This window comes from Pseudomonas sp. NBRC 111133 (assembly GCF_001320605.1).
Classification (GTDB): domain Bacteria; phylum Pseudomonadota; class Gammaproteobacteria; order Pseudomonadales; family Pseudomonadaceae; genus Aquipseudomonas; species Aquipseudomonas monteilii.
The window spans coordinates 25,260-47,993 of record NZ_BCBJ01000097.1; the positions used below are offsets into that span (position 1 = coordinate 25,260).

Consider the following 22,734-nt stretch of genomic DNA (forward strand, 5'->3'; position numbering starts at 1 on the left):
CTTCTCCACGTGGCCATCTCGATGGCCACGTTGGTTTCTGATCACCTGATCGTCATGAGCCCCGGGCTGGGCATTCTCATTGGAGTTGTGATGAAGCTACGCCGCTTATGCGCATCCGCTTTCCTTACCGCCCTCTACCTCGCGTCATCCACTGTTCATGCCGAAGAGCTCGGCAAGTACGGAAACACCTGGGAGATCCAGGAGCAGGATGCAATCGACATGATCCAAGGTCGGTTGAAAGCGATGGACAAGAAAGGCGAACTCGACAAGTTCTGGAACGACTACCGCGACAAGCAGTTGGCCGGAGCAGAAAACCCCAAGCCGGTACCCGGCATTGGGCCCGTCGTTGAGCCGCAGATCAGGATGTACGACCCGACCTACACGTACCCTGAGACCGTCAAAGATCATCTGGGTAACATCCTGGTGCCGGCGGGCACTCGCATCAACCCGCTGGACCACATCACCCTCAGCAAAGCGATCATCTTCATCGACGCTCGCGACCCGAAGCAGCTGCAGTACGCCAAGAAGCGCACCGATGAGCATCCCCGGGACAAAGTGATATTGGTCGCGGGTTCGTTCCTGAAGCTCAACCGGGAGTGGGGTCGCCCGGTCTACTTCGACCAGATGGGCATCCTCACGAAGAAGTTCGGGATCGAGCGCGTTCCCGCGGTCCTGACCCAAAAGGGCAGGGAACTCCAGATCGAGGAGTTGAAGCTATGAAGAAACTGCTTATGGCCCTGGGCTTTGTGGCAACGGCCCTGCTCAGTACGGTCAGCTCTGCCGATGAAGGCGTGTGCACCGGTAAATTCCCGAACCTGATTTCGGACGTCTGCTGGTCCTGCATGTTCCCGATCAAGCTTTTCGGTTCAACGGAGCTCATTTCCGATGGCCAGGAAGACTTCGACAGCGGGAACAAAAGCGCATTCTGCACGTGCGATAACCCGCCCAAGGTCGGCATTCCCACCTCGTTCTGGGAGTTCGACATGATGACCGACGTTACCACGGTGCCTGGATGCTTCCCCTTGCTCGGTGGGGTGAAAGTCAACGTAGGCGTCAACGCAGATGCATTCGGCTACATCTCTGACGATCAGAGCAGCGGCATCGGCAGCACCCGCGACTCGTTCATGCAGGTCAACTTCTATATCAACCCGGCCATGTATGTGATGGGCGCCATCCTGGACGACACGTGCATGGACAACCGCGGTATCGACGTGCCCTGGATGTCTTTCGCGGACCCAACCCACAACGATGACGAACTCGCCGGCATCCTGACCCCCTACGCGTTCCCCTTCGGGAGCATGCTGGCGATCGGGGCCATGTCCGCCGATGCCGTTGCCGCTGCTACAGGCTTCCCACTGTCCACGATCTTCTGGGCCGCCGGCTCCTACGGTCACATGTACCCGCTGACCGGTCGGAACGAGGCGCACCTGAGCATGGAGCAAACCGCCCGGCTGCAAACCACGCGAATCCTCGCGAAACTCCATGCCGCGGGTACCCAGTGGGCGGCAATGGGAGGTGACGCAATGTGCGGCTACTACCCGCAGATCATCATGGACAAGCGGCAGTACAAGCTGACTCGCCTCTACCCCAAGCCTGAGACCGCAAAAATCGCAGGCAAGTGCTGCTCTCCAATCGGGCGGTCGACAATTCTGACCGAATCGAACACTGAGTTCCCTCTCCCAGGATACAAGGACTTTGGCTATGGCATTTTCCGTAAACGCGACTGCTGCGGCGGCGCTACTCTTAGCAACTAGTTTCTTCGCCGTGCCTGCCGTGTCCCAGCAGCTGGAAATGCCTTCCAACGAAGCTATCCAGAAGATCATGCAGGAGCAGGCGGCATCTCGAAGTGCCGCTCTGAACGGGAAGATTGATCCGGTGAAGCCGGGCACGTTCAAGGCCACGGTACCGGTCATCGACGCCCCAGCGCCCACCAAGACCGAGTCGCTTGACGACGTCATTGCGCGATTCAACGCCGCAAAACAAGGTGCAAAGGGTGGCCACGGCGCGAACGACTTCATCATCTTCGTGTCGTTCTCGATGCCCAAAGACAGGCTTGAGCGGCTGGCGCAACAAGCTCGCGAAACCGGTGCTGTCATGGTCGTGAGAGGGTTCAAGAATGGCTCCCAGATGCAGACCAAACAGGCTGCGCTGGAGGTGAACAAGGCCGGTGTGCCGTGGGAGATCAATCCCAATCTGTTCAAGGCCTTCAAAGTGGAATCGGTACCAACGTTCGTCGTGGCGTCTGCAGAAGCAGAGTCCGTTCTGGACGATGGCTGCTCACCAGATGCCACCTTCACGTCGATCACCGGCGACATCAGCGCAATGTTGGCCCTGGATACCATCCGCCTCCGTGCGCAGCCTGAGATCGCAAAGCTTGCCGAGGCCAGGTTGCAGAAGATCTACAAACAACAAGCCCCTGGCACCGTCCACTGATCACGATCGAGCCCGGCATCGCGCCGGGCTTCTGGTGAAACTATGCAAACTGAACTGACCACCATTGCTTGGGAGCCTGGCTTCCAACTGAACCTGAGCTCCTGGGCTGATTTGGAGATTGCGAAGCGTCGTGGAGAAAGCCCAGGCGAACTATCAGCATGCGCTTTGAATTCCTGCATCTTCTACCTAGGCGCCTATGTCATGACTCGCGACCTGGTCGCACACGTCGAAAAGGGCATCACCTGGAACGCGCAGGTTTATGAGGCATGGAACTATGGCCGCTGCCAAGAAATTCACAAAATCTGCCGAGGGCTTGCACCATCAGATGCCGACGCCCTGTTGCATGCTAGTGGGTATGCGGACGTCAGCCTGGATGAGCTCAGCGACGCCTCGGACGAAGCAGTCCAAGAGGCATGGGCCGCGCTGTACGGCGAGTAATAAAAAACCCGGCCTCAGGAGAGGCCGGGTGCTGTAAAACGTTAATCAGCTTGAGCCAAGCGCCCAGAACCGAATGCCACACGACGGGCCACTGCATTCCATTCCTGCACAGTAACCAGCATGCTGGAGCGGGCCTTCTCGTGACCGTTTACTGTCTGGCGATACTGCAAGCGCACAAAGCCAGGCGTGACACTTGGATACCCTTCGAGCTCATACACGTTACGAAAACCGTCAACATCGATGTTGCTGGCGGTGTAGATCTGCGAGAAGAACATCCTGTAATAACCGGCCTTTGCCAGCATCACAGCAATCTCGCAGAGCAGTTTCAAGCGCATGCAGCACGCGGTGATGAACAGTACGAGTTCAAGCGACAGAGCTTGAGCCTTACGTTTGCAAACATCGGTGTCGATAGTCAGTTTCATGGTCATTCTCCCGGGTTGAGTGGCTAAGCCTTGCGTTTGCCTAGTACCCGGTAATGCACATCACGCGACTACAAATCGGATTATCCCTGTGCGGCCTCCTCACCGCCGAGCGCTTCCATGAGAGCGGGTACGAGCTTTGCCAGCACGCCGGCGTAAGTCAGAAACATCGCGCCGAATGCAGCCTCCTCTTCCTCCTCATCGGGAATCTCTTTGTTCACGTTTTCGAGGAAAACAATGCGCTTGAGTGTCGACTTGTCAGTCAGCACGAAGGACACCTCTTCATTGAACGTCATGGCCAACCGTACGGGGCGCCGACCTTCGAGGAGGTGCTGTCGGATCTCCTCGCGCTCCAGGCTGATCGAGGCGTAGCCCACCTTAGATTTTTCAAGGTCCAGCCCCTGCAGGTTGACCTCACGGTCGACCGTGAATTCGTCGGGGGATTCGTTGTTCATCAACCAGGTGGCCATCGCAGAGGAGGGGTCCATCGAGGTTCGAATCAGTGATGCAGGGATATCGATGGCGTCATGTATTTGAGTGACGACATCATCGGCTTTCGCCGGTGAGCCACAGTCGATGCCGATCAGGCCCGCCGAAGTATCGATCCACACCTTCTCAGTGCTCTGTGACTCGAATGCCCTGGGCAAGAGCTCGATAAACGCCTCTTCCTTCATCGCCTTGAGCTGGTCCCGGCTCGGCTTGTAGCCCTTCTCGGAGAGCATCTTGGCCGCCTTCTTCGCCACGTGTCGCTGCAATACAGGCTCGGGTACCTTCTTTTCTTCAAAGCACAGATTTAGCAGGATCTGCTTCTGCACCTCGAACACGAGGCCACCGCCAACCCGGGGCTCCACCCAACCCTGGGTTTTGATGACGCTACCCGTACAGGGAGTGAATGCCCTTTTTTCCAGACGTTTCGCAAGCTCGGCCGTAGACAAGCTCCAGGGCTCAGTAATCCGGTAGAGGTGAAGGTTCGAAAACATGATGCAACTCACTCCTGGCCGGCTTACCGCCAGCACAATTTGGCGCACGAAAAAGAAACATGTACGCATAATACTGGCAGATTTATAATCATGCACACACCTATCCTGCCAGTGGAAAAACCATGTCTGAATTCGCCCAGGTTGAGCAACGCCTTCTTCAACTCCGTGCAGAGGTCGCTGGACACATGGATGCGTACCACCGACTCGATGCCCCGACGATCCCGGACGGAGAATTCAACCTCCTGTTTCGTGAACTGGAGCAACTGGAAGCTGCGTATCCAGATCTGGCTACCGCTGACTCACCAACGCAGCGGGTCGGTGGCCGGGTTCTGGAAGAGTTCCTCCAAGCACAACACGATGTCCCAATGCTGTCGCTCAAAGACGCCATGAACGAGGAAGAGGCCCGGGCATTTGCAAGCTCTGTGGTGGATGAGCTGTCACAGCCGGCGGACATCGAGTTCACCGCTGAACTGAAGTACGACGGCTTAGCGCTTTCGGCTCGATACTTGGCTGGCGTCCTGGTTCGCGCAGTCACCCGCGGGGATGGAACGACCGGTGAGGATGTAACGGCACAGGCCAAAACCATCCTGAACTTGCCCCTGACCCTACCAGCGGCCACTGATCTGGAGGTTCGTGGCGAGGTTGTCATACTCAATAGCGATTTTAAGATCGTGAATGAGCGCCTCAAGAGCCAGGGCTTGAAGACCCTCGCCAACCCCCGCAACGCCGCCGCCGGCAGCATGCGCCAGCTGGACCCCAAAGTAACTGCGTCCAGGAGACTGTCTTTCTACGCGTATGGCGCCCAAGAGCTCGACGGCACCCCTGCGTTCAAGGCAACCAAACAGTGGAAGATCATTGAGGGCTTGCTGGAGCTCGGATTCAGCATTGCCCCGGAAACGACCGTGGTCCACGGCTGGGATGGCATCAAAGGGTTCTACGATGCGGTGGGTGCGAATCGCCACAACCTCCCAGTAGCCATCGACGGCGTCGTATTCAAGGTCAACTCCCTCGCCGACCAAGAACGCCTTGGCTGGAACAATCGCACCCCCCGATTCGCCATTGCGTCCAAGTACCCAGCAGAGGAGGCCGTCTCCGTCGTCGAAGACATTGTGGTGCAGATCGGCCGAACGGGGCCTGCGACCCCTGTGGCAAAGCTCAAGCCTGTGCGCGTCGGTGGCGTAGTGGTATCCAGCGCCAACCTCCACAACGCCGATCAGATCGAGGCCAAGGGTATCAAGGTCGGTAGCACCGTCATCGTTCGCCGAGCGGGCGATGTGGTACCGGAGATCGTTCGGACAGTGCCCTCGATCGGCGATAAGACCCTCTCCCACTATGTGATGCCGACAGAGTGCCCGTCATGTGGTAGCCCCCTCGTTCGCCTGCAGGGCGCCGTCGAGCTGCATTGCCCAGGTGGCATTAAATGCCCGGCACAGAAGCAGGGCAAGATCGCTCACTTCGCGTCTCGGCTGGGAATGAACATCGACAACCTGGGCGACAAGTCGGTCTCAACTCTGATCGCCGCCGGCCTGATCAGCATGCCTTCCGACTTGTACAGTCTGAACGACAAGGTCATCGCACCGCTCCCCGGGTTTGGGCCGGTCTCAGCGAAGAACCTGGTCGCGGGCATTGAGGGCTCGAAAGCTCCGGACCTTCCGCGATTCATTTTCTCGCTGGGGATCGAGGGTGTCGGCGAGGCCACCAGCAAAGCTCTGGCGGCGCAGTTCGGGTCCTGGTCAGCATTCCGCGCAGCGACTTACGCGCAACTGCTGGCCATCGCGGATGTTGGGGATGGTACCGCCACCAACATCACCCGATTCTTCGAGGATTCTACTCTCGGTGCTGAGGCAGATCGGCTGGCCACGATCACCACACCCAACGACTTCGCTGCCATCGGCGGGGCCTCGCTGAAAGGGAAGGTTGTCGTCCTCACCGGCACTTTTCCAACCCTCAGCAGAGAGGCTGCCAAAGCTCTGGTCGAAGGAGCCGGGGGGAAGGTCTCAAGCAAGGTTTCAAGCAAAACCAGCTTCGTCGTTGCCGGCGAGGCAGCAGGCTCGAAACTCGAAGCCGCCAAGGACCTGGACATCGATGTGTGGGATGAAGCCCGGCTATTGGCCGCCGCCGCGGGCTGAGTATTACAGGCCGGCGTGAAGCATCACAGAGCATTAAGATTTCATCTGGAGAACCAGAAAATGTCAGTAACTAATGGACCATACAAGCGCGATGCTAATGGAGTCGCCTATGAAGTCGACTTTGAGTATGTGCGAGATAACGTCCCGCTCGACTGGTTCTTCGAGCACATGCTCGGTGCGAAAGCGAGACCATCAGCAGGTGCAATTCGGTACAACATCTGTCCAAACCCTGAATGCGGAGCTTCTTCCGTTCACTCGGTGAAGATCAGCGTGAAAAACGGCGGGTGGCTCTGCTACTCGTGCGGTGAGCAAGGTGACGTGGTCGCTGCGGCGGCATTTTACTGGGGGAAATCTCATCGGGAGGCAGGTCTTGACCTGATGGGCGCCGATGTTGAGCTGCTGAAGCACTATGTTCCGCCCAAGCCCATGGACGCGATCCAACGCGATGACAGTGCTCTTGCGCTGGTATTGCAACGCGTCGCCGAAGCTTGCAGTTATCCCTCGAAAGATGCCCTGAAGTACTTTGCTGGCCGGGGTATATCTGAGGATGTAGCCCGGGAAGCTTGCAACCGAGGCATCCTCATCACAATCCCGAACAACCCGATGGAAGCCAAGGGGTTCTTGACTGAAGTCGCAGGGCAGGAACTGATGGTGAAAGCGGGCCTGTGGAACCCCGAAAAAAAGGCGCCAGCCTGTGCATTTCGGCCACTGTGGTTTCGGTCGCAATCGCACTGTGCTGCTGAGTTTAGGCTCATGCGTGAACCCAAAGAAGGGGAGAAGAAGGCCATGCGGTACGGCGGAAAATCTCCTTGGATCTGGGAAGGCTCTGAAAGTGAGTTCATGATCGTCGAAGGTCCGATCGACATGTTATCAGCCGTCGAAATGGGGTCGAAAAGGACGATCTTCGCGCTTCCTGGTTGCGAGAATTGGGAGCCTGAATGGTTCAACATGATGGCCAAGAAGAACGTGCTTCAGGCGCTCGATCCTGATAAGCCGGGCTTCAAGGCTGCAGAGAACCTCAAGCCAGTGCTAGTGGCTCTTGAAGCCAACCTTGGCACCTTCAATCCACCCAACCGGGTCGGCGACTTAAACGAGCAGCTCAAGCACATGCGTGGCCTCCTAAACTAACCCACCAAACCCGGCTCTCGCAGCCGGGTTTTTTTGGCTTGTTACAATGCGACCCCGGGGAGTGTGTCGGTAGATTCATAACGCGTACACATACATCAATACGGGTGATAAAATCACCGCTCAGAGAAGTGGAGCCCCCCTTTTGGACCGTCGAACATTCCTGCAATATGCCCTCGGCTTGGCCGCTTCCTCAACTCCGCTGCTCTCAAGCGCCAGCACCTTCTGGGATCAACCCAGACGTCTCTGGCTGAAGCGTGAGATCAAACCCGGGCAGTGGGAGGAGGTCGACAAGGTCTATTACCAGAACGGTCGACTCGATTGGTCCGGCTATGACCCCGTGTGCCGACTGATGCGCGATGTTCACACGGGCAAGGCTGTGCAGATGAGCCCTGTGCTCCTGGACATCGTCGCAGGAATTCAAGGTTGGTTCAAAATTCACGGGATAACGAAGCCCATCATCGTGCTTTCAGGGTATCGCGAAGAGTCGACCAACAAGAAGGTGGGTGGCAAAAAGCACTCTGCGCACCTAAGAGGTGGCGCTTGCGACCTCACAGTGCCAGGCGTACCGGTAGACTACCTTCGACGACTAGCCCTATATCTTGAGGGCGGCGGCGTGGGCGTTTACCCAGGCCGGAACTTCATTCACGTAGACGATGGAAATTTGAGGGTCTGGCGGGGATAGTACCAGGCTCTCGCTCGATGAAGAGCCTGGCTGCCCCCGATCATGCTTAGAACATGCTGGACCAGGAGATCTGGTTGACGAGGGGCTTGTGAGGGAGCAAGGCCAGGTCCACGGCCCTCAGTGCTGGGTTACGGCCGGTGAGGTACCAGCAATCATTTTGCTGACTCAGCATGTATCGATCACACAGCCGCTCCAAAGCCGAACGATAGGCCTCTGTGACATTGCCGCCGGATGCGAGTGCCAGCAGGTCAGCCGATCGAATGCCAGGCTGCCCCCACGCTACCCGAGCAAGATCGTACCCTTCATCACCGGCCAGGATGAAGATCTCATCCGCAACAGCTTCTGGCACGGGGTCGATCATGAAAGGAAACTCGACCGGGAACACGTACCAGCGACGCCAGAACTCGTAGTGGATCCGCAGACGAATGACGTCCTTGCGAGCTCCAAGCACCTCACAGCACTTATCAAATGCCCAGTCGCCAAGGGTAGGCCCGAACACCCATTGGGCAGCTGTCACATACACATCGGTCGGCAGTTTCTTCGCGAACAAAGCCTCGACGTTGGCCTTAATGATGCGAAACGCGAGACGCGTTACGCCGTCCTCGAAATCCTCTTCATCAAGCCGGCGCAGCTCATCCTTCTTCAGTTTTCGTCTTTGCGCTCCAAGGTTCGATAGATTATTGAGTGCGGCGAGCCCAAGTTCTTCAGCAAAAGGATATGACTCGACCACAGTTTCGTCAGTCCCCAGAAAATCCACTTGAGCATCGTCTGCAGCGTTATCAAGATCGAAGGCGTCAAGACCTTCGAAAAGATTGGCGCTATCAAAGCTCTCAAGCCAGTTACGAACATCGCCAGGATCAGAAAGACCGCCAGAATCGTCAGATAGAAGCTCAGATCCGAAGACATCATTTTCTTCCTCGTTGCCCAGGGGCATATCAGTGAATTCGTTCATTGGCACCACCCTTAAACCGGAACTGTTTGCGTGAATTGATCTGCGCCAGCCATTCGGGCATGCTGGCGCCTGGCCGGCCATCTGATGTCGGCCGCTGTGGCGAACCTCACTTCACCCGGGGTGGCCACACTCGCCCAGGTCACCTGGTGCTCGCCGGAAACAATCGCGTAGTCGGTGGTGCCCATCGACAAGAGTTTTTGCATCACATCCCCTGTGCCCTGGGCTTGCTCAGGCTCCGTAGGCAACAGCTGCGAATAGACCTGCGCTGCCGACTCGGATTGAGGTTTGAACAGAACCAGGTTGCGAGCTCGACTCAGGCAGGCCTCGCGCAGATCCAGAGACTCACGCCCAAGATCGTCGAGCGAACCAGCTGCAACCCATACGCTCATCACCTGCTCAGTCTGTGGCGAGAGCAGCTGCTCGATGCTCGGGTCATTGCAACCACCTGGATCGGTGAACACAGCCAGCGCAGTGGGTGCACCAGGCTCACCGATCGACCGCAGAACAGCATCCGCCAGATTCGAGATCACGATGCGGCGGAGATTGGACGCCGCCTGGCCTCGGCCGATGTAGGGAATTGCGAGATACACGATCTTTCGTGTTACCAGCGCCTCGTGCAGCACGACGTCAGGCTGGTAGCTGTTGAACACTTCACCCGCTCTACCGGCGCCGAGCATGCACATGCTCCCAGCGAGGCCCGAGAAGCGTCCTTTCAGCTTTACCGCACAGATGTCGCCAACATCATCCTGAAAGGCCTTGCAGGCCTGCTGCAGGGCTCCCAGCTGCACTGAACGAGGGTATGCAGTGGCCATGTGTTCGATCAGCGCTGAAATAGCGTCAGGCTTCATCACGAACATACCCAGATCAAGGTACGAGTAGGGCAGGCCAGCGAGCTGCAGCGAGGACACAATCGCCCGAACAAGAGCTGCGGTTGGGGTTGAATCGTGACCTGCCGTCGCATCCTGATCCGCGAGGAAATTCAAGACATGGCTCGCGACCTTGGTAGGAGCTGTGTGCAGCACCGGGTTGTAGGTATGGCTCAAGGCGGGACTACCAGGATTCACGATGAGCAGATCAGCTCCCCGGCCAACTGCAGTGCTGGCGCCGATCATCGCTCCCAAAAGTGATTCATCGACCGATGAGCCGACCACGAAGACCGCAGCGCCGGCTGCAATGCGTCGCTGAATCACCTCCCTGATCAGTTGCCCCTGGCCCTCAGTGCTCTCATCGAGCACAAGGGTATGCCCGGGCACAACATGAGCGCCCTTAGGTTCTACGTTACTCATCTCTCAGCTGCTCCTGTTGTTTCTTCCGCCCACCAGTGGGCAGCCCGCTGCCACCCAGGTACTTGTCACTATTCTTGAAGAAGTCCGCACCCTTAACGGACGGCCTGCGGAAGTGGTTGATTCGAATAGGGCCGATTTCTTTCTGCAGCTTTCTGTCGATGCTGATCATCGGCACCCGGACGTTGAAGATCTGGTCTCCGCCGTACTGGATGATGCATTCCCCCTTACCGAGCGCTTTGAGGTCATCCGGCGAGACCTTGTACTCCTCCTGCTCTCGCTCACCGACCGATATGCCGGCGGCAGCACCGGTGCCACCCTCTGGCGCCACATTGAGAAGGGGGGTGCTACTGCTTTCGTTCTGCGTACCGCTCAATGACTTCGTGATACCGATTTTCATGCCGATGAGGTCTGCACACTCAACGGCCGTGGCCTGGGTACCGATCTTGAAAAAGATCTTGGTCCAGGTGTTACCGATGACCATCTCTTTGAAGTCAGGAGAAACCACATCCAGGTTGGCCAAGGTCTGGGCTGCGGGGAACAGTGCCATCTGCGCGCTGCGCCCCTGTTCAAAGGGGCGTGCTAGCGACTGAACGGCGTAACTGCCCAGCTCATCCATGAAATTGAAATGCGGGGGGTTAGGCCGGTCCTCTTCAGGCAGCGCCTGGATCCACGAGATAGCCGTACGCAGGTCGCCCAGGAACATCTTGCCGAAGTTGGAGGCGGCTTCGTTTTTACCCATCGTCGGGAGAGCGACGTAGATGATCTTCTTCGCCCGGATTGCTTCGAACAGGTCGATCTCGGGGGCGTAGGTGTTCATCACGTCACCGAATTTCCCCGTACCGAACAAGTACATCCGGCCGGCAAGACCGCCGAACGTTTCCTTCATCCGCTTGATGTCAACCACGTTCTCCATGCCCGGCTTTCCGCCGATCTTGTATTGCTCAAGGAACAGGGAGAAGTTCTTGGTCGCCGGGTTGTGAGGCTGGGTCTTCTTGAGCAGGGTTTCCAGTTCCTCGATCGCTTTGTGGTTCATCAACAGGATCGTGAAGTCGATGAAGTTGTAAGCGAGGCCAGCAGCTTGCATTGCCGCTACGAGGGTGGTGATGCCTTGGTTCGCCGACTGTTTGTAGTGGTCAGCGCCAGGGTTATTCTCGGTAGAGGGAATGATGGACAGGATGCGGGCGGCGATCTCATCAGGGTCACCCCTGAGGATGGGGTTGTATGTATTGCTGAGTGATGGGTTACCCGGGTTCAGAATCAACAGATCCTGCTCGCGGCCCGCCCAGACGCAGTACTGGTAGATCGTTTGAATGTCGTCCGCATTCATCTTACCGTCGATGAACGTCAGGCCGCCGCCACGCTGGATCTGCTGGAACATCATCAGTTTGCCCAATACGGTTTTACCTACACCGGACTGGCCCAGGATAAATCCATGCCGCATGAAGTCTTCATCAGGGACACGTACAGGCTGTCCCGTGTCGGTAGTGAAGCCAAGCAGCAAGCCATCTCCGTGCGCCAGATCGGTAGCCGAGCGGATATTGATCTTCGACTCAAGGAGGAGCTGGTTCTTCCAGAAATCAAAGACACGGTTGCCCACGTACGCCGCACCCGCAGCCCCCATGGCGAGGGGGAGGGTGGCCGGCACAGAGCTGAAAAAAGGCGATGTCAGAAGTCCACCAGCACCGATCGAACTCAGTGCCAGGGTGTCTTTGAAGCCACCGATTTTCGAGCGAAGTATCTGATCCATACTCATGGAGGTGAGCCTTAAGCTACGCACAAAAAAACCCGAGCACCATGAGGCGCCCGGGTTGTGGGGGTTAGAGGAAAACGCTCGACTCGGAAGCCTGCGCATTGTCTTTCTCTGCTGCGGGTAAGCGCAGCAGCGGCGATTGCAAAAGCGTTTGGATTTCCATCTGCGACAGGAGCTTGTCCTGCTCGATGGTGGTCCGAACGCCTGGCACGTCCTTTACGGTCTGCCCGGTTTGAGCAATTTGATCCAGCTGATCCTTGTACTTCTGGTACCGAGATTTCTCTGGCGGTTGCGTCGATGTCTGCTGTTGGGTATCTGATTGAACAGTCTCAGCTGCACCTGTTGTGCCTCCAACTGATTCGTTTACCTGACCATGCTGGGCTTCCTCGCGGAGACCCTCGACATATTTGGTGTCATCGAATTTGCCAGTGAAGACATCGGCACTGAAGCCAAGCAACGAAAGGCATTTTGAAGTTGCGTCTGTGAGACTTTTCTTGGCGTGATCCTCATCACTACTGATGATTCCGTAGGAATCTCGCGTGATGTAGGTGGTAGCGCCGAACTGCTTCACTGAACCGCGGAATCCCTGTTGCAGGTACCACAGCTCAACGTACACCTTGTGAATGACTTCTTTACCAACGACCTGGCCATCCACAACGAACGGTTTCCCGTCCACGTACGCTTCACTGATCAGCTCGACACCCCAGCCAAGGCCAAAAGGTCCGAAAACCTCAGTAGCACGCTTGATCTGATAGATGGGCGCGATCGCGGTCCCCTGGAAACCACCCTTGTTGAAGGACTTGGTCTCATCAGGATTGGTCTTCTCAACCTTGTTCCACACCTGCAGGCCAATAGAAGCCGCGGCCTGGCCCTGGCTGGCCCACAGCGATTCGCCGTTGGCCGAGCTTTGGTGGGTTGCTGCGTCTGTTCTGGTTTGCATTTTTGACTCCTACGACTCTGCAAAGAGGGAATACCTAATGCAGGGGTATGAAGCACAGCTGCTGATAAGGTGGTGGGGCTAGACCGCGAAATCGCCAAAAGCGTTTGCAATACGTAACACGTCGCTATATTTTAGGCGCCACAAGAGGACGGTTGCAACAAAAAGCCAACTATCTGTATTATCGCTACGTGTTATTTAGCATTCCAAACCAACGAGTATCCTATGATCACCTTGAACAGAGCCATTCTGCTTGCGTCGCTTGCGCTCTCAGCAAGCACCGCGGGTGCCGTTGATGTGCGACAGGTAGTGGTTCCAGACAGCTACGGCGTTGCGATTGAGCCCGCGCATGCAGGGCACGCGCTTGTTGAATCCATTCGCGACACCCAGAAGAAAGCCGAATCTCCGGTCTGGACGGTGACTGAGCCAGCCAGGCCTCGGGCCCTGATGCCGGCAGAAGAGGCTCTGCTCGATGCAGAAGATGCAAAGATCGCCGAGGAGGCCCGTCACACGCGGACCACGCTCTACTTTGACTTCGACAAGAGCATGCCTACGGGCTGGTGGCCGCTGACCAACGTCATCGCTGACGCACTTCGCGTCGGCAGCACCATCACCCTGATCGGTTATGCGGACGAAGTGGGCGAGGCGATTTACAACCAGCGCCTGTCCGAGAACCGCGCCATCGAAGCTGCGCGTTACCTGGTTCGGCACGGTGTTAAGAAGAAAAACATCAAGGTTTACGGCCGGGGCAAGCGTGACCCTGTATCTAGCTCCGATAGCTCGATGAACCGTCGGGTCGAGGTCGACATCGTTAAAGCTGCGGGGAAACCTCTGTGAAGGAGATCGATATCCCGCGCTACGTTGACAGTCAGACGCAATTACTTTTTTGGGAAATCGATGAGGCTGCGATCTTCATTGGCTGCCTGGGCGCAGGTATCGCACTGGGGGGCTGGGCAACCATCGCTTCCCTCGCCGGCGGCTGGTACGCAGTAAAGCGGTTTAAGCGTTTCAAGAGCGGTGCACTGGACGGCATTCTGCATCACCTCTGCTACGAGGCAGGCGTCATGGGGCTGAATAAACACTACGACGACTCTTCGAAGCGCGACTACTTCTACTAAAGCTTTCGAACGACTTTATTTGTACGCGTTATGTATTCGATAGCGCTTTGAGGCCGCAATGAAGATCAAGAAAATGCAGAACACGATGGAAGGGCTGAAAAGTCTCAGAAACTTCCAGACCTTGTCGATCGCGTGCCTTTCGGTATCGGTCCTGCTGCTCACTTTCAACCAAATGGGGCAGCACGAAACCACACGTTTGGTGCCGCCGAACCTGGACAAGGCCGTGAAGGTTGGCTGGAACAACGCGGACGACGAGTACATCAAGTCCTTTGGCCTTTATGCCTCGACTTTGATGGGCAATGTCACGCCCAAGAACGTGAATTTCATTGCCGACTCTGTTAGCGCCTTCGTTGATCCGAAGATCTACGCAGACGTGCGCAAGAAGATGTTCGTGTTGGCCAACGACCCCGTGTTCGCAACGAATGCTGGTTCTGTGTCCTGGAACGCCACTGACATCAGCTACGAGAAGGAGACGAAGAAGGTTTTCATTCTCGGTTCGATGGAGTCTCGCAGCGCAACCGGCAAGCCCAAACCGGACTACCAAGTGGTCGAGTACGTCATCGAGATGCGTGCGGGCCGCCCTTGGATCACGGGTATGGACCACTACCCAGGCAGCACCCCAAAAACACTCAAGTGGCTTCAGTCTCACCCGCCTAAGCCAGCAGAACCAACCAAGGAGGCGCTTCAGTGAAACGCTCAGCCATTGCTCTAATCGTGCTGGCCACCATCCATGCATCCATCTCATGGGCTGATGGGATGGCGGAAGTAAAATTGCCGCCTGTTCCTACGGCAGCAAAACGAGTCAAACCTGTCGAAGCGCAGCCTCTGCCTGGCTTGGGCGTTATGCCTGGCGCCGAATCTGATTCGCGCACCCAGGTAGTTCGCGTGAGCTCGGACCGTAACGAAGTTATTTACGTTTCGAACATCTTGCCGAACCGGATTTCCACTCCGTTCGCTTCGCCTAAAGCAGTCGACCAGCAACCTGATGATTTGGATATCAGTACGATCGGTCAATCGCTTTATGCGACGATGAAGACGAAGGATAAGCCAGTCGCACTGTACGTGACTGGTTCTAATCCAAACGACCCGGTCATTTCTTTGACCCTGATTCCGAAGGAGCTCCCACAGCAGACCATTACGCTGCAACTGGACAAGCCGATGGTGGAAACTGGCGGTCATGCGTCCGAGAACCATGCGCCCGACAGCAACAACTACACCGATACTATTCGTTACGTGTTGCGAGAAGCAGCTCTCGGCAAAACCCCTGAAGGCTTCAGTGAAGGTCTGTTGCCTGCGTCGGCCGCGAACATTGGCAACGTAATTGCCTATCCAAAAGTTCGTTACTCCGGCCCAGAGTACGATATTTATCGTTACAGCCTGCAAGGAACGTCCAAAACCGACGTCGATCTTGATGAAGGTACGTTCTACAGCGATGGTGTCCGCGCTGTGTCTTTCTTCCCGACAGCCACCCTACGTGCCGGCATGACCACTGATGTGTTCATCGTCTCTGATAAGTCGGCTACGGGGAATTAAGCATGGCTATCAAAGACCAGCTGAAAGATAAGTGGCAAGATCTTAGCCCAGGCGTTCGATCGACAATTGCAATTATTGGCCTTTTAGGCTTCTTGATGATTGTCGGCTCTGTAATTGTTGGCAATGACAAGCCCAAGAACAATACGAAAACCGAAGGCACTTCCGACACCAAGCTGCTCTTGCCTCGTGGAGATAATAATACTCCTGAGCAGATCATGGCTAAATTGGCTTTACAGGACAAACGTTTTAAAGAGATCGGCCAATCGCTCAAGCAGATGGAGCAAGATCGCAAAGATGATCGCCTACGCGCCCTTGAAGAAGAACGACTGCGGGGGCAACGGCCTGACCCTGTTACCCAGGACACGCTTCGCGAGCTGAAGCGCTTGGGTGATCGGATGGACAAACTGGAGCTTAGCAAGGGCGGTACCGCTCCAGCTCTGAATGCTGCGTTGCCAGGCTATGAAAGCGCAGCTGGCACTGGTGAAGCCCTGCAAGAGCCGAAACCGAAGGTAGCAACCCTGCGGGTCACTGGCGGTACCCAAACGGCCCGGAATGAGGCCCCGAAGCAGGCAGAGAAGCCGACCCCGGCGATGCCAGCCGGTTCGTTCTTCGAAGGTGTGCTGCTGAACGGTATGGACGCGCCAACCAGCTCCACAACGCAGAAAAACCCTGTGCCGACGACCATGCGAATCAAGTCTGACGCCGTACTGCCAAACAAGTACAGCGTCGATGTTAAAGAATGTTTTGCGCTCGCTTCTGGCTACGGTGTTCTTTCCAGTGAGCGCGCTATGCTCCGGACAGAATCTTTCTCTTGCGTACGCAAAGACGGAAAGATCATCGAAGGGAAGATGGAAGGTTACATCGTTGGCGAGGACGGGCGGGTCGGTATGCGTGGTCGACTCGTGTCCAAGCAGGGCCAGATGATTGCCAAAACTTTGGTTGCCGGCGGTCTCTCGGGCCTCGCACAGGGCATGACACCACAAACAATCCCGCAGTTGAGCCTGGGTGACAGCAGCACCACTCAAACCCAAAGCGCTGACACATCGACCATTCTGCAAACTGGTGTTGCTAAAGGGTTCTCTACTTCCGCGAATGAAATTGCCAAATTCTACATGGAGATGGCTCGCGAAATGACTCCGGTAGTTGAGATCGACGCCGGCCGCAAAGTTACGATCATGCTGGTGAAAGGGATCGAACTGAAATGATGAAAGGTAATCATATGAAACGTACTGCATTAGTCGCAGCGCTGTTGCCTATTGCTCTTCTGAGTGGTTGTTCGTCCTGGTTGAATACCGCCGGCGATGACGAGTTCTCATGCCCAGGCATGCCGCAAGGCATCATTTGTAAGTCGCCAATGGCTGTTTACAAGTCCACAGAACAGAGCCCAGCGCTGACCGACAGCGATATGCCAATTGGTCAGAAGGCACCGAACGTAAAGTACGGTGACGACATGGGAAAGACTGCCGGCTCTGAGCATAACCTCAAGGTATCCAATGGTGTGCCAGGGCCAGCTGTTGCGGATCTTGCTCGACCGGTTCGAGTTCCAGCCCAAGTCATGCGCATCTGGATCGCTCCGTGGATCGACAGCAAGGACGATTTGCACTTTCCGTCCTACCTCTTTACCGAGATTCAGCCACGCACTTGGTCGTTCGGAAAATCCGAATACTCAGGCCAAGGCATGGTTGTTCCTCACCTTGAGTTAACCGCTGTACCGCCAGTCAATGTTGCCGCCCCTAAATCGGAAAACGTTGCTGCAGAACCAACCAATTACGGACCGCAAGTTACGTCGTCCGCAATCCCATCCACAACTGACATCAATCTGAACTGATAACACTGGGAGCTACACAATGACCGCACAAATCGCACAAATCGAAACCACCGCAGTAGCCGCTGCTCCATTCAAGAAAATCGACAAACGTGCCCTGGTGAGCATGGCTGTGGTCGGTCTGGCTGTCGCCGTCGACGTGACCGCCGGCGCCGACTCCACCTTCACCGAGATCGTCATCAGCCTCGACGGTTGGATGACCGGCTCCCTCGGTAAGGTCTTTGCCCTGGGTGCCCTCGGTACCGGCCTGGCAATCGGCGTGGTCAAGCAATCGGTCATGGCCGTTGTGACCGGCGTAGCCGTAGCGCTCTCTGCAAGCGTTGGCCCAGGCGTACTGACCAACATCTTCACCGCAACGCTGTAACGCCCCTCAAGGCGCACTAGGTCGCTAGTGCGCCTTTTCAACTGGCTCTGCCTGCGGGTTGCCCTCCAGGCCTTCCAAGCCTACTCAACCACCACATATGGCGAACAGTGAAATGGCAGCTTCGAAAGCGACGCTCAAAGGGGATAGAACATCCACCCCTCAAAAAAAACTCAATGTCAGGGCTATCGACCCCGACTCAAAAGTATTCTTTTGCTCCGACGGGAATGAACATTACCTCGGGGCATGTTTTGTATCTGACGCCCTGACAGGCGCCAGCTCCTCGACCGTCGACAAGCTTCAGTCTGCCCTGAGCATGAACTTCGCGGCAGGCACCTACATTCAGATCGCAATGCTTGAAAGCCCCGATGTCGGCGAATACATCGATGCCTATTTGAACAGCAAGCCAGCGCTGAACCCGATTCTCAAGGCTCTCTCACGCCAGCACGCCAACCTGATTAACGGTGGCGTTGATAATCCGCTGGTTCAGCGGAGTGGTGTGATGCTGAATCGTCAGCGCGTCATCGTGACCGTGAAGTTCCCTTGCCGCACCGATAGCCCCGATGACGCAGACATCGCGGCGACGAAAGAATCGGCCGACCGGGTCACGGAAGCGCTCAAAGCAGCGTCGCTGAATCTGTTCCAGCTCGATGCAGTTGGCTATCTGGTGCTCATGCGAATCCTCACGAAGCTGTGGGATGCTCCTCGGTCGCACTACGATGAAGATCAACTGATCAAGGACCAGGTCTACTACCCTGGCGACTCCATCAACTACGATGACCCGTCGACCATCAATTTCAATGACGGCGCCCACTATGCGAAAGCGCTGAGTGTCAAACACTTCCCTCAGAAAACCAGCCTCGCAATCATGAACCACATGATCGGCGACCCGAACGGGCTTTCGAACCAGATCACCGACCCGTACTACATGGTGCTGACCATCCACTACCCTGACCAGGTCGTGAAGAAGGACGAAGTCAAGCAAACGTCCTCGATCATCAACCACCAGGTCTTTGGGCCCACAGCTCACCTGATACCCATCCTCAGCTACAAGAAAAAGGGCATCGACACCCTGGTTCATGAGATCGACGGCAAGGGTGCGATCATCGTTGAGGTGAACTTTACGATTTTCCTGTTCTCGCGTGACAAGCAGCGCCTGAACAAGTTGTCCGCGGGCCTGCAGGCTTACTACACCTCTCTGGCTTTCGAGCTCCGGGAAGACAGGCGCATCCTTGAAGCTCTCTGGAACAACCTGCTGCCACTCAATACGTCCAATGAAGGCGTCAAGAACCTCTATCGCTTCCATACGATGGCAGTGCGACATGCCTGTCAGTTCCTACCGATACTCGGCGAATGGACAGGTAGCGGCATGGGTGGGGCAATGCTGCTGCTCACGCGCCGTGGCCAGCCTGCTTTGGTTGATCTGTACGAGTCGAGTACCAACTACAGCGGGATCATTTTTGCTGAGGCCGGCGCTGGCAAGTCGTTCTTCACACAGAAAATCGCCGCCGACTACCTCGCTGCAGGCGCAAAATTGTGGGTGATCGACGCCGGCCGGAGTTACCTGAAGCTGTGCAAGATGGTTGGTGGCGAATTCATCGAGTTCAAGCCTGAGTCGGATGTATGCCTGAACCCGTTCACGCATGTTGAAGACTTGCACGAGGAAATGGACATCCTCAAAGCCACCATCGCCAAAATGGCCGCACCGGAGGACACGCTTAACGATTACCAGCTGTCCCGTGTCGAGCAGGCCATTACCAGTACCTGGGAGAAGTTCGGCAACGCCGCAAATATCACCGCTGTTGCAGACTGGTTCATCAATCAATCGGATGACGAAGAGTGCCGGCGCTTGGGCCGCCAGCTGTTCCCGTTTGCCGGTGGTCAGTACACCAAATGGTTCGATGGTGAGAACAACCTGGACATGAGCAACGCGTTCATCTGCATGGAGCTGAGCGATCTGAAGGGGCGCCCAGCTCTTCAGCAGGTGGTCCTCCTGCAGTTGATCTCGCGCATCAACCACGACATGTACAAGGCGCAGCTGGGTGAGCGAGGCCGGAAGAAAATCCTCATCGTCGATGAGGCCTGGGAGATGCTCGACGATCCAATGATGGCCAAGGCCATGGTTGCTGCTTACCGCAAAGCGCGGAAAGAAGATGGTGCGGTGCTGGTAGTAACGCAGGCTATTGGCGACGTCTATGCGTCGAAAAACACCGAGGCAATCGCCGCAAACTCGGCCTGGCAGTTCATCCTGCAGCAGAAGTCCGAATCGATCGACTCGGCCATCGACAGCAAGCAGTTCAAGATCGAACCTTACGGGGCTCACATGCTGAAGACGGTACACACCATGCCCGGCAAGTACAGCGAGATTATGGTCAAGCGTAGCGAAACCGATTGGGGCATCGTGCGCCTTGTTGTGGATGAGTTCCACAACGTGACGTTCTCCTCGAAAGGGGCAGCCCGCAACGAGATTCTTGATGATCTTGACCGTGGGGTCGATGCGGTAGAGGCAGTGAACAATTACATGGCCCGCCAGAGCTCTGCGGCGTAATCAGGCCAGCAAGCAGTCAGCACCTGCACCATCACCACCACTGCAATAAAAAGCCCGGCCATGCGCCGGGCTTTTTATTGCGGCAAACTGATACTGTGGTCGTAGTGCTACGTGTTATGATTGCAAAAATAACTGCGCATTGAGCGCTACCTCTTTCCACCGCTACTAGGGAACGCCACGATGACTGATACAGCGAATAGCCAACAACAACAGCCAGGGGAGCAAATCCGCCCTGATGATGACCAGGTAAGGACTAAGCCAGCACAGGGTGGCAAAGCCCAGCAAGCACCTGCAGGGGTTTCCTTTCTGACATGCGCCTTCGTGGCTCTCGCTGTATCCGGCTTCACCAGCTTCATGGCTTATCACTTCGCCGGGCAGAACCTCAGTTCGGGAGCACAGGTAGTGCTGGTTGATGGCACCAAGCTCGCCAATGCGCAGATGAAGCGTACTCTCGATAAGGCCGGCTTAAGCCCTGAGCAAGCGCAAGCCGACGGCCTTGCATTCGTGACAGAACTTCAAAATGTACTGAAGGGGTACACAGATTCAGGGGTGCTGGTGATCAACTCATCGGTAGCCCTAAACGCACCCGCGGGGCTGAACGTTACCGGCCAGGTTGCACAGCACCTTGGCCTTGAGCTGGAGTGATCGCATGAACTCTAAAGCACTGGCGTCTCGACTGGTGTCCCCGCTCAAAACCCTTCGGACAGACAAAGCACGGCTTCGATTTCTTCGAAACTCGCTCATAGGTATCGCCGCTGCGTTCATCGTTGCAATTGCGGCCGTTACGACGTTTCGCCAGGACTACCGGATCGGTGTTGATCTTGCGTCAGTCCGTTGCCTGCCCTGGCGCCTGTACATGATCACTTATGGCCAGCCTGCTGACCTCAAACGGGGTGATTTCGTCGCATTCGTGCCGAAAGGCGGCCTCATGGGCGAGCACTTCGAAGGGAAGACCGTTGGAAAGATGGTCGCAGGCCTCCCGGGTGACAAGCTGGTCGTGAAGAACAACGTCGCCTACATCGGCGATCGACTGATCGGTGAGCTGGACCTTATCGAAAAGCTGGGCAAGAAGTCCGGCGATTTCGACCGTGTCATGACAGTACCGGCCGGCAAGATTCTGGTCATTGGGACTGAGCCAAGGAGCTATGACGGCCGCTACTGGGGCTTCCTAGATTCGAAGCTGATCATTGGCAAGGTAGGGCCCATCATCTGATGAAAGCTCCATTCGAACGACTCAAGCGTATGCGTACGCGTGAAGGATTACTAAAAAACATTCTAGTATCGGCGCTATTGTCTATCGCCGCCTTGCCCAGTGTTGTCTATGCGGATGTCGACAGCGGATCTCCGAGGTTCATCGAGCGCAAAGCTGAGGGGTGGTTTTTCTACAAAGATCCAAAAGAGACTGCACCGCCTCCGCCATTAATCCGTCAAGAGCCCAAAGCTCCCAGCGAAAAACCTGACTCCAAAGAACCGACAGTTCACCCGTTTTCTGTTTCGTGGCTGCGCGAAAACATGCCGAAGCTGTTGGACGCCGCGATCGACGACCCTAGCAAGGAAAACGTTGAGGCGTATCTCTACGCGCAGCGCGTGGCCATGGACAAGTCCCAGCGCTATGCAGAGATGACAACCCGTGTTGTGGCCGCCGATCCATTCCTGGACGAGAACAACCGAGTCCCTATCGCAACTTACACGAAACCATTCTTCCTGAGGAATGCTCAGGCCGGTGTAACTGAGGCACTAAAACATGTCGCGACCGTGGGCGGCTTGTGGGTTTTCTTCGATTCGAAGTGTGAATTCTGCCGACCTCAAGTGAACACCGTTCAGAAACTGGCCAAGGAGTATGGATTTGTCACGAAATTCATTTCCATGGATGGCAAACCTCTACCGAATGTAACGGAATTTGAGAAAAACACCGGGCAAGCGAGCATTCTGAACCTGCGCATCACGCCAACTACAGTTCTCGTTGTTCCTCCGAACAACTACTACATCGTATCGCAAGGGATGATGGCCCAAGACCAGCTCGCAGAGCGGATCATCATTGCAGCTGACAGCAACAATCTATTGCCGAAAGACATTGCACAGAAAATCAATACATATGATCGAGGCGTCTTGACCAACGAAGACACTCAAAAGGGTGCGAGTGATGATCCAAAGCAGTGGGTTAAATACCTGAAGGACAAACTGGAAGGCCGCTACGAAGGGGGGCAACAATAAT

At 56.1% G+C, this 22,734-nt stretch carries 24 protein-coding genes; 18 read left to right on the forward strand and 6 right to left on the reverse strand.

Going from position 1 to position 22,734, the window contains the following annotated elements:
* Positions 1 to 21 precede the first annotated feature (21 nt).
* From traW to APH36_RS23160, 4 genes are read left to right on the forward strand one after another with little or no spacing between them, the layout of a single operon-like run.
* On the forward strand, positions 22 to 720 hold the full coding sequence (gene traW, locus APH36_RS23145) for a type-F conjugative transfer system protein TraW (RefSeq protein WP_023383771.1): 699 nt from the start codon (positions 22 to 24) through the stop codon (positions 718 to 720).
* Positions 717 to 1,754, forward strand: coding sequence for a TraU family protein (locus APH36_RS23150; protein ID WP_023383772.1), 1,038 nt, complete (start codon positions 717 to 719; stop codon positions 1,752 to 1,754). The genes traW and APH36_RS23150 overlap by 4 nt, the downstream gene beginning before the upstream one ends.
* A complete protein-coding gene (gene trbC / locus APH36_RS23155) occupies positions 1,702 to 2,433 on the forward strand; it encodes a type-F conjugative transfer system pilin assembly protein TrbC (protein ID WP_224459419.1) in 732 nt (243 codons plus the stop codon). The genes APH36_RS23150 and trbC overlap by 53 nt, the downstream gene beginning before the upstream one ends.
* Positions 2,434 to 2,475: 42 nt before the next feature.
* Positions 2,476 to 2,871 (forward strand): hypothetical protein, encoded by a 396-nt coding sequence (locus tag APH36_RS23160; protein ID WP_023383774.1) that lies wholly within the window; start codon positions 2,476 to 2,478, stop codon positions 2,869 to 2,871.
* Positions 2,872 to 2,912: 41 nt separating this feature from the next.
* On the opposite strand, the gene APH36_RS23165 is transcribed toward APH36_RS23160, so the two are convergent.
* Together APH36_RS23165 and APH36_RS23170 are read right to left on the reverse strand one after the other, a co-directional pair.
* A complete protein-coding gene (locus tag APH36_RS23165; protein WP_023383775.1) occupies positions 2,913 to 3,293 on the reverse strand; it encodes a hypothetical protein in 381 nt (126 codons plus the stop codon).
* Positions 3,294 to 3,373: 80 nt separating this feature from the next.
* Positions 3,374 to 4,270: a recombination-associated protein RdgC gene (locus tag APH36_RS23170; RefSeq protein ID WP_023383776.1), complete on the reverse strand. Its 897-nt coding sequence runs from the start codon at positions 4,268 to 4,270 to the stop codon at positions 3,374 to 3,376.
* A gap of 122 nt (positions 4,271 to 4,392) precedes the next feature.
* Between APH36_RS23170 and ligA the strand changes: the two genes are divergently transcribed.
* From ligA to APH36_RS23185, 3 genes are all read left to right on the forward strand, one after another.
* Positions 4,393 to 6,399: an NAD-dependent DNA ligase LigA gene (gene ligA / locus APH36_RS23175; RefSeq protein ID WP_023383777.1), complete on the forward strand. Its 2,007-nt coding sequence runs from the start codon at positions 4,393 to 4,395 to the stop codon at positions 6,397 to 6,399.
* Positions 6,400 to 6,459: 60 nt separating this feature from the next.
* Complete coding sequence (locus APH36_RS23180) at positions 6,460 to 7,527, forward strand: toprim domain-containing protein (protein ID WP_023383778.1); 1,068 nt, start codon at positions 6,460 to 6,462, stop codon at positions 7,525 to 7,527.
* A 142-nt stretch (positions 7,528 to 7,669) separates the two neighbouring features.
* The gene (locus APH36_RS23185) at positions 7,670 to 8,209 is read left to right on the forward strand and encodes a DUF882 domain-containing protein (RefSeq protein WP_023383779.1); all 540 of its coding nucleotides are present in this window, start codon (positions 7,670 to 7,672) and stop codon (positions 8,207 to 8,209) included.
* A gap of 46 nt (positions 8,210 to 8,255) precedes the next feature.
* Here APH36_RS23185 and APH36_RS23190 read toward each other — a convergent pair whose 3' ends face one another.
* The 4 genes from APH36_RS23190 to APH36_RS23205 form a co-directional block, all read right to left on the reverse strand.
* Entirely contained in the window at positions 8,256 to 9,161 is a 906-nt protein-coding gene (locus APH36_RS23190) for a hypothetical protein (protein WP_023383780.1), read from the reverse strand.
* A gap of 11 nt (positions 9,162 to 9,172) precedes the next feature.
* Positions 9,173 to 10,447, reverse strand: coding sequence for a hypothetical protein (locus APH36_RS23195; RefSeq protein WP_054893914.1), 1,275 nt, complete (start codon positions 10,445 to 10,447; stop codon positions 9,173 to 9,175).
* On the reverse strand, positions 10,440 to 12,200 hold the full coding sequence (locus APH36_RS23200) for a type IV secretory system conjugative DNA transfer family protein (protein WP_054893913.1): 1,761 nt from the start codon (positions 12,198 to 12,200) through the stop codon (positions 10,440 to 10,442). Before APH36_RS23200 ends, APH36_RS23195 begins: the two co-directional genes overlap by 8 nt.
* A 64-nt stretch (positions 12,201 to 12,264) precedes the next feature.
* On the reverse strand, positions 12,265 to 13,137 hold the full coding sequence (locus tag APH36_RS23205) for a hypothetical protein (protein WP_054893912.1): 873 nt from the start codon (positions 13,135 to 13,137) through the stop codon (positions 12,265 to 12,267).
* A 222-nt stretch (positions 13,138 to 13,359) separates the two neighbouring features.
* On the opposite strand from APH36_RS23205, the gene APH36_RS23210 reads away from it, so the two are divergent.
* The 11 genes from APH36_RS23210 (at position 13,360) to traF (ending at position 22,733) form a co-directional block, all read left to right on the forward strand.
* Positions 13,360 to 13,971: an OmpA family protein gene (locus tag APH36_RS23210; RefSeq protein ID WP_054893911.1), complete on the forward strand. Its 612-nt coding sequence runs from the start codon at positions 13,360 to 13,362 to the stop codon at positions 13,969 to 13,971.
* Positions 13,968 to 14,252 carry a type IV conjugative transfer system protein TraL gene (traL, locus tag APH36_RS23215; RefSeq protein ID WP_054893910.1) on the forward strand — a complete coding sequence of 95 codons (285 nt, stop codon included), beginning with the start codon at positions 13,968 to 13,970 and terminating at the stop codon, positions 14,250 to 14,252. Before APH36_RS23210 ends, traL begins: the two co-directional genes overlap by 4 nt.
* Positions 14,253 to 14,310: 58 nt before the next feature.
* Complete coding sequence (locus APH36_RS23220) at positions 14,311 to 14,943, forward strand: TraE/TraK family type IV conjugative transfer system protein (RefSeq protein ID WP_023383786.1); 633 nt, start codon at positions 14,311 to 14,313, stop codon at positions 14,941 to 14,943.
* Entirely contained in the window at positions 14,940 to 15,785 is an 846-nt protein-coding gene (locus APH36_RS23225) for a type-F conjugative transfer system secretin TraK (protein ID WP_054925610.1), read from the forward strand. The genes APH36_RS23220 and APH36_RS23225 overlap by 4 nt, the downstream gene beginning before the upstream one ends.
* Before the next feature lie 2 nt (positions 15,786 to 15,787).
* Positions 15,788 to 16,990 (forward strand): TraB/VirB10 family protein, encoded by a 1,203-nt coding sequence (locus APH36_RS23230; RefSeq protein ID WP_054893908.1) that lies wholly within the window; start codon positions 15,788 to 15,790, stop codon positions 16,988 to 16,990.
* A gap of 14 nt (positions 16,991 to 17,004) precedes the next feature.
* Positions 17,005 to 17,613: a type IV conjugative transfer system lipoprotein TraV gene (gene traV, locus APH36_RS31145; protein ID WP_082412207.1), complete on the forward strand. Its 609-nt coding sequence runs from the start codon at positions 17,005 to 17,007 to the stop codon at positions 17,611 to 17,613.
* A gap of 19 nt (positions 17,614 to 17,632) precedes the next feature.
* Complete coding sequence (gene traA, locus APH36_RS23235; protein ID WP_060500575.1) at positions 17,633 to 17,974, forward strand: TraA family conjugative transfer protein; 342 nt, start codon at positions 17,633 to 17,635, stop codon at positions 17,972 to 17,974.
* Between the two features lie 112 nt (positions 17,975 to 18,086).
* Positions 18,087 to 20,519: a type IV secretion system protein TraC gene (traC, locus tag APH36_RS23240; protein WP_054893906.1), complete on the forward strand. Its 2,433-nt coding sequence runs from the start codon at positions 18,087 to 18,089 to the stop codon at positions 20,517 to 20,519.
* A gap of 180 nt (positions 20,520 to 20,699) precedes the next feature.
* Positions 20,700 to 21,164: a hypothetical protein gene (locus APH36_RS23245; RefSeq protein ID WP_023383792.1), complete on the forward strand. Its 465-nt coding sequence runs from the start codon at positions 20,700 to 20,702 to the stop codon at positions 21,162 to 21,164.
* Positions 21,165 to 21,168: 4 nt separating this feature from the next.
* Entirely contained in the window at positions 21,169 to 21,732 is a 564-nt protein-coding gene (locus tag APH36_RS23250) for a S26 family signal peptidase (protein WP_041925802.1), read from the forward strand.
* Positions 21,733 to 21,761: 29 nt separating this feature from the next.
* Positions 21,762 to 22,733 (forward strand): conjugal transfer protein TraF, encoded by a 972-nt coding sequence (gene traF / locus APH36_RS23255; RefSeq protein WP_082412208.1) that lies wholly within the window; start codon positions 21,762 to 21,764, stop codon positions 22,731 to 22,733.
* Position 22,734 lies beyond the last annotated feature (1 nt).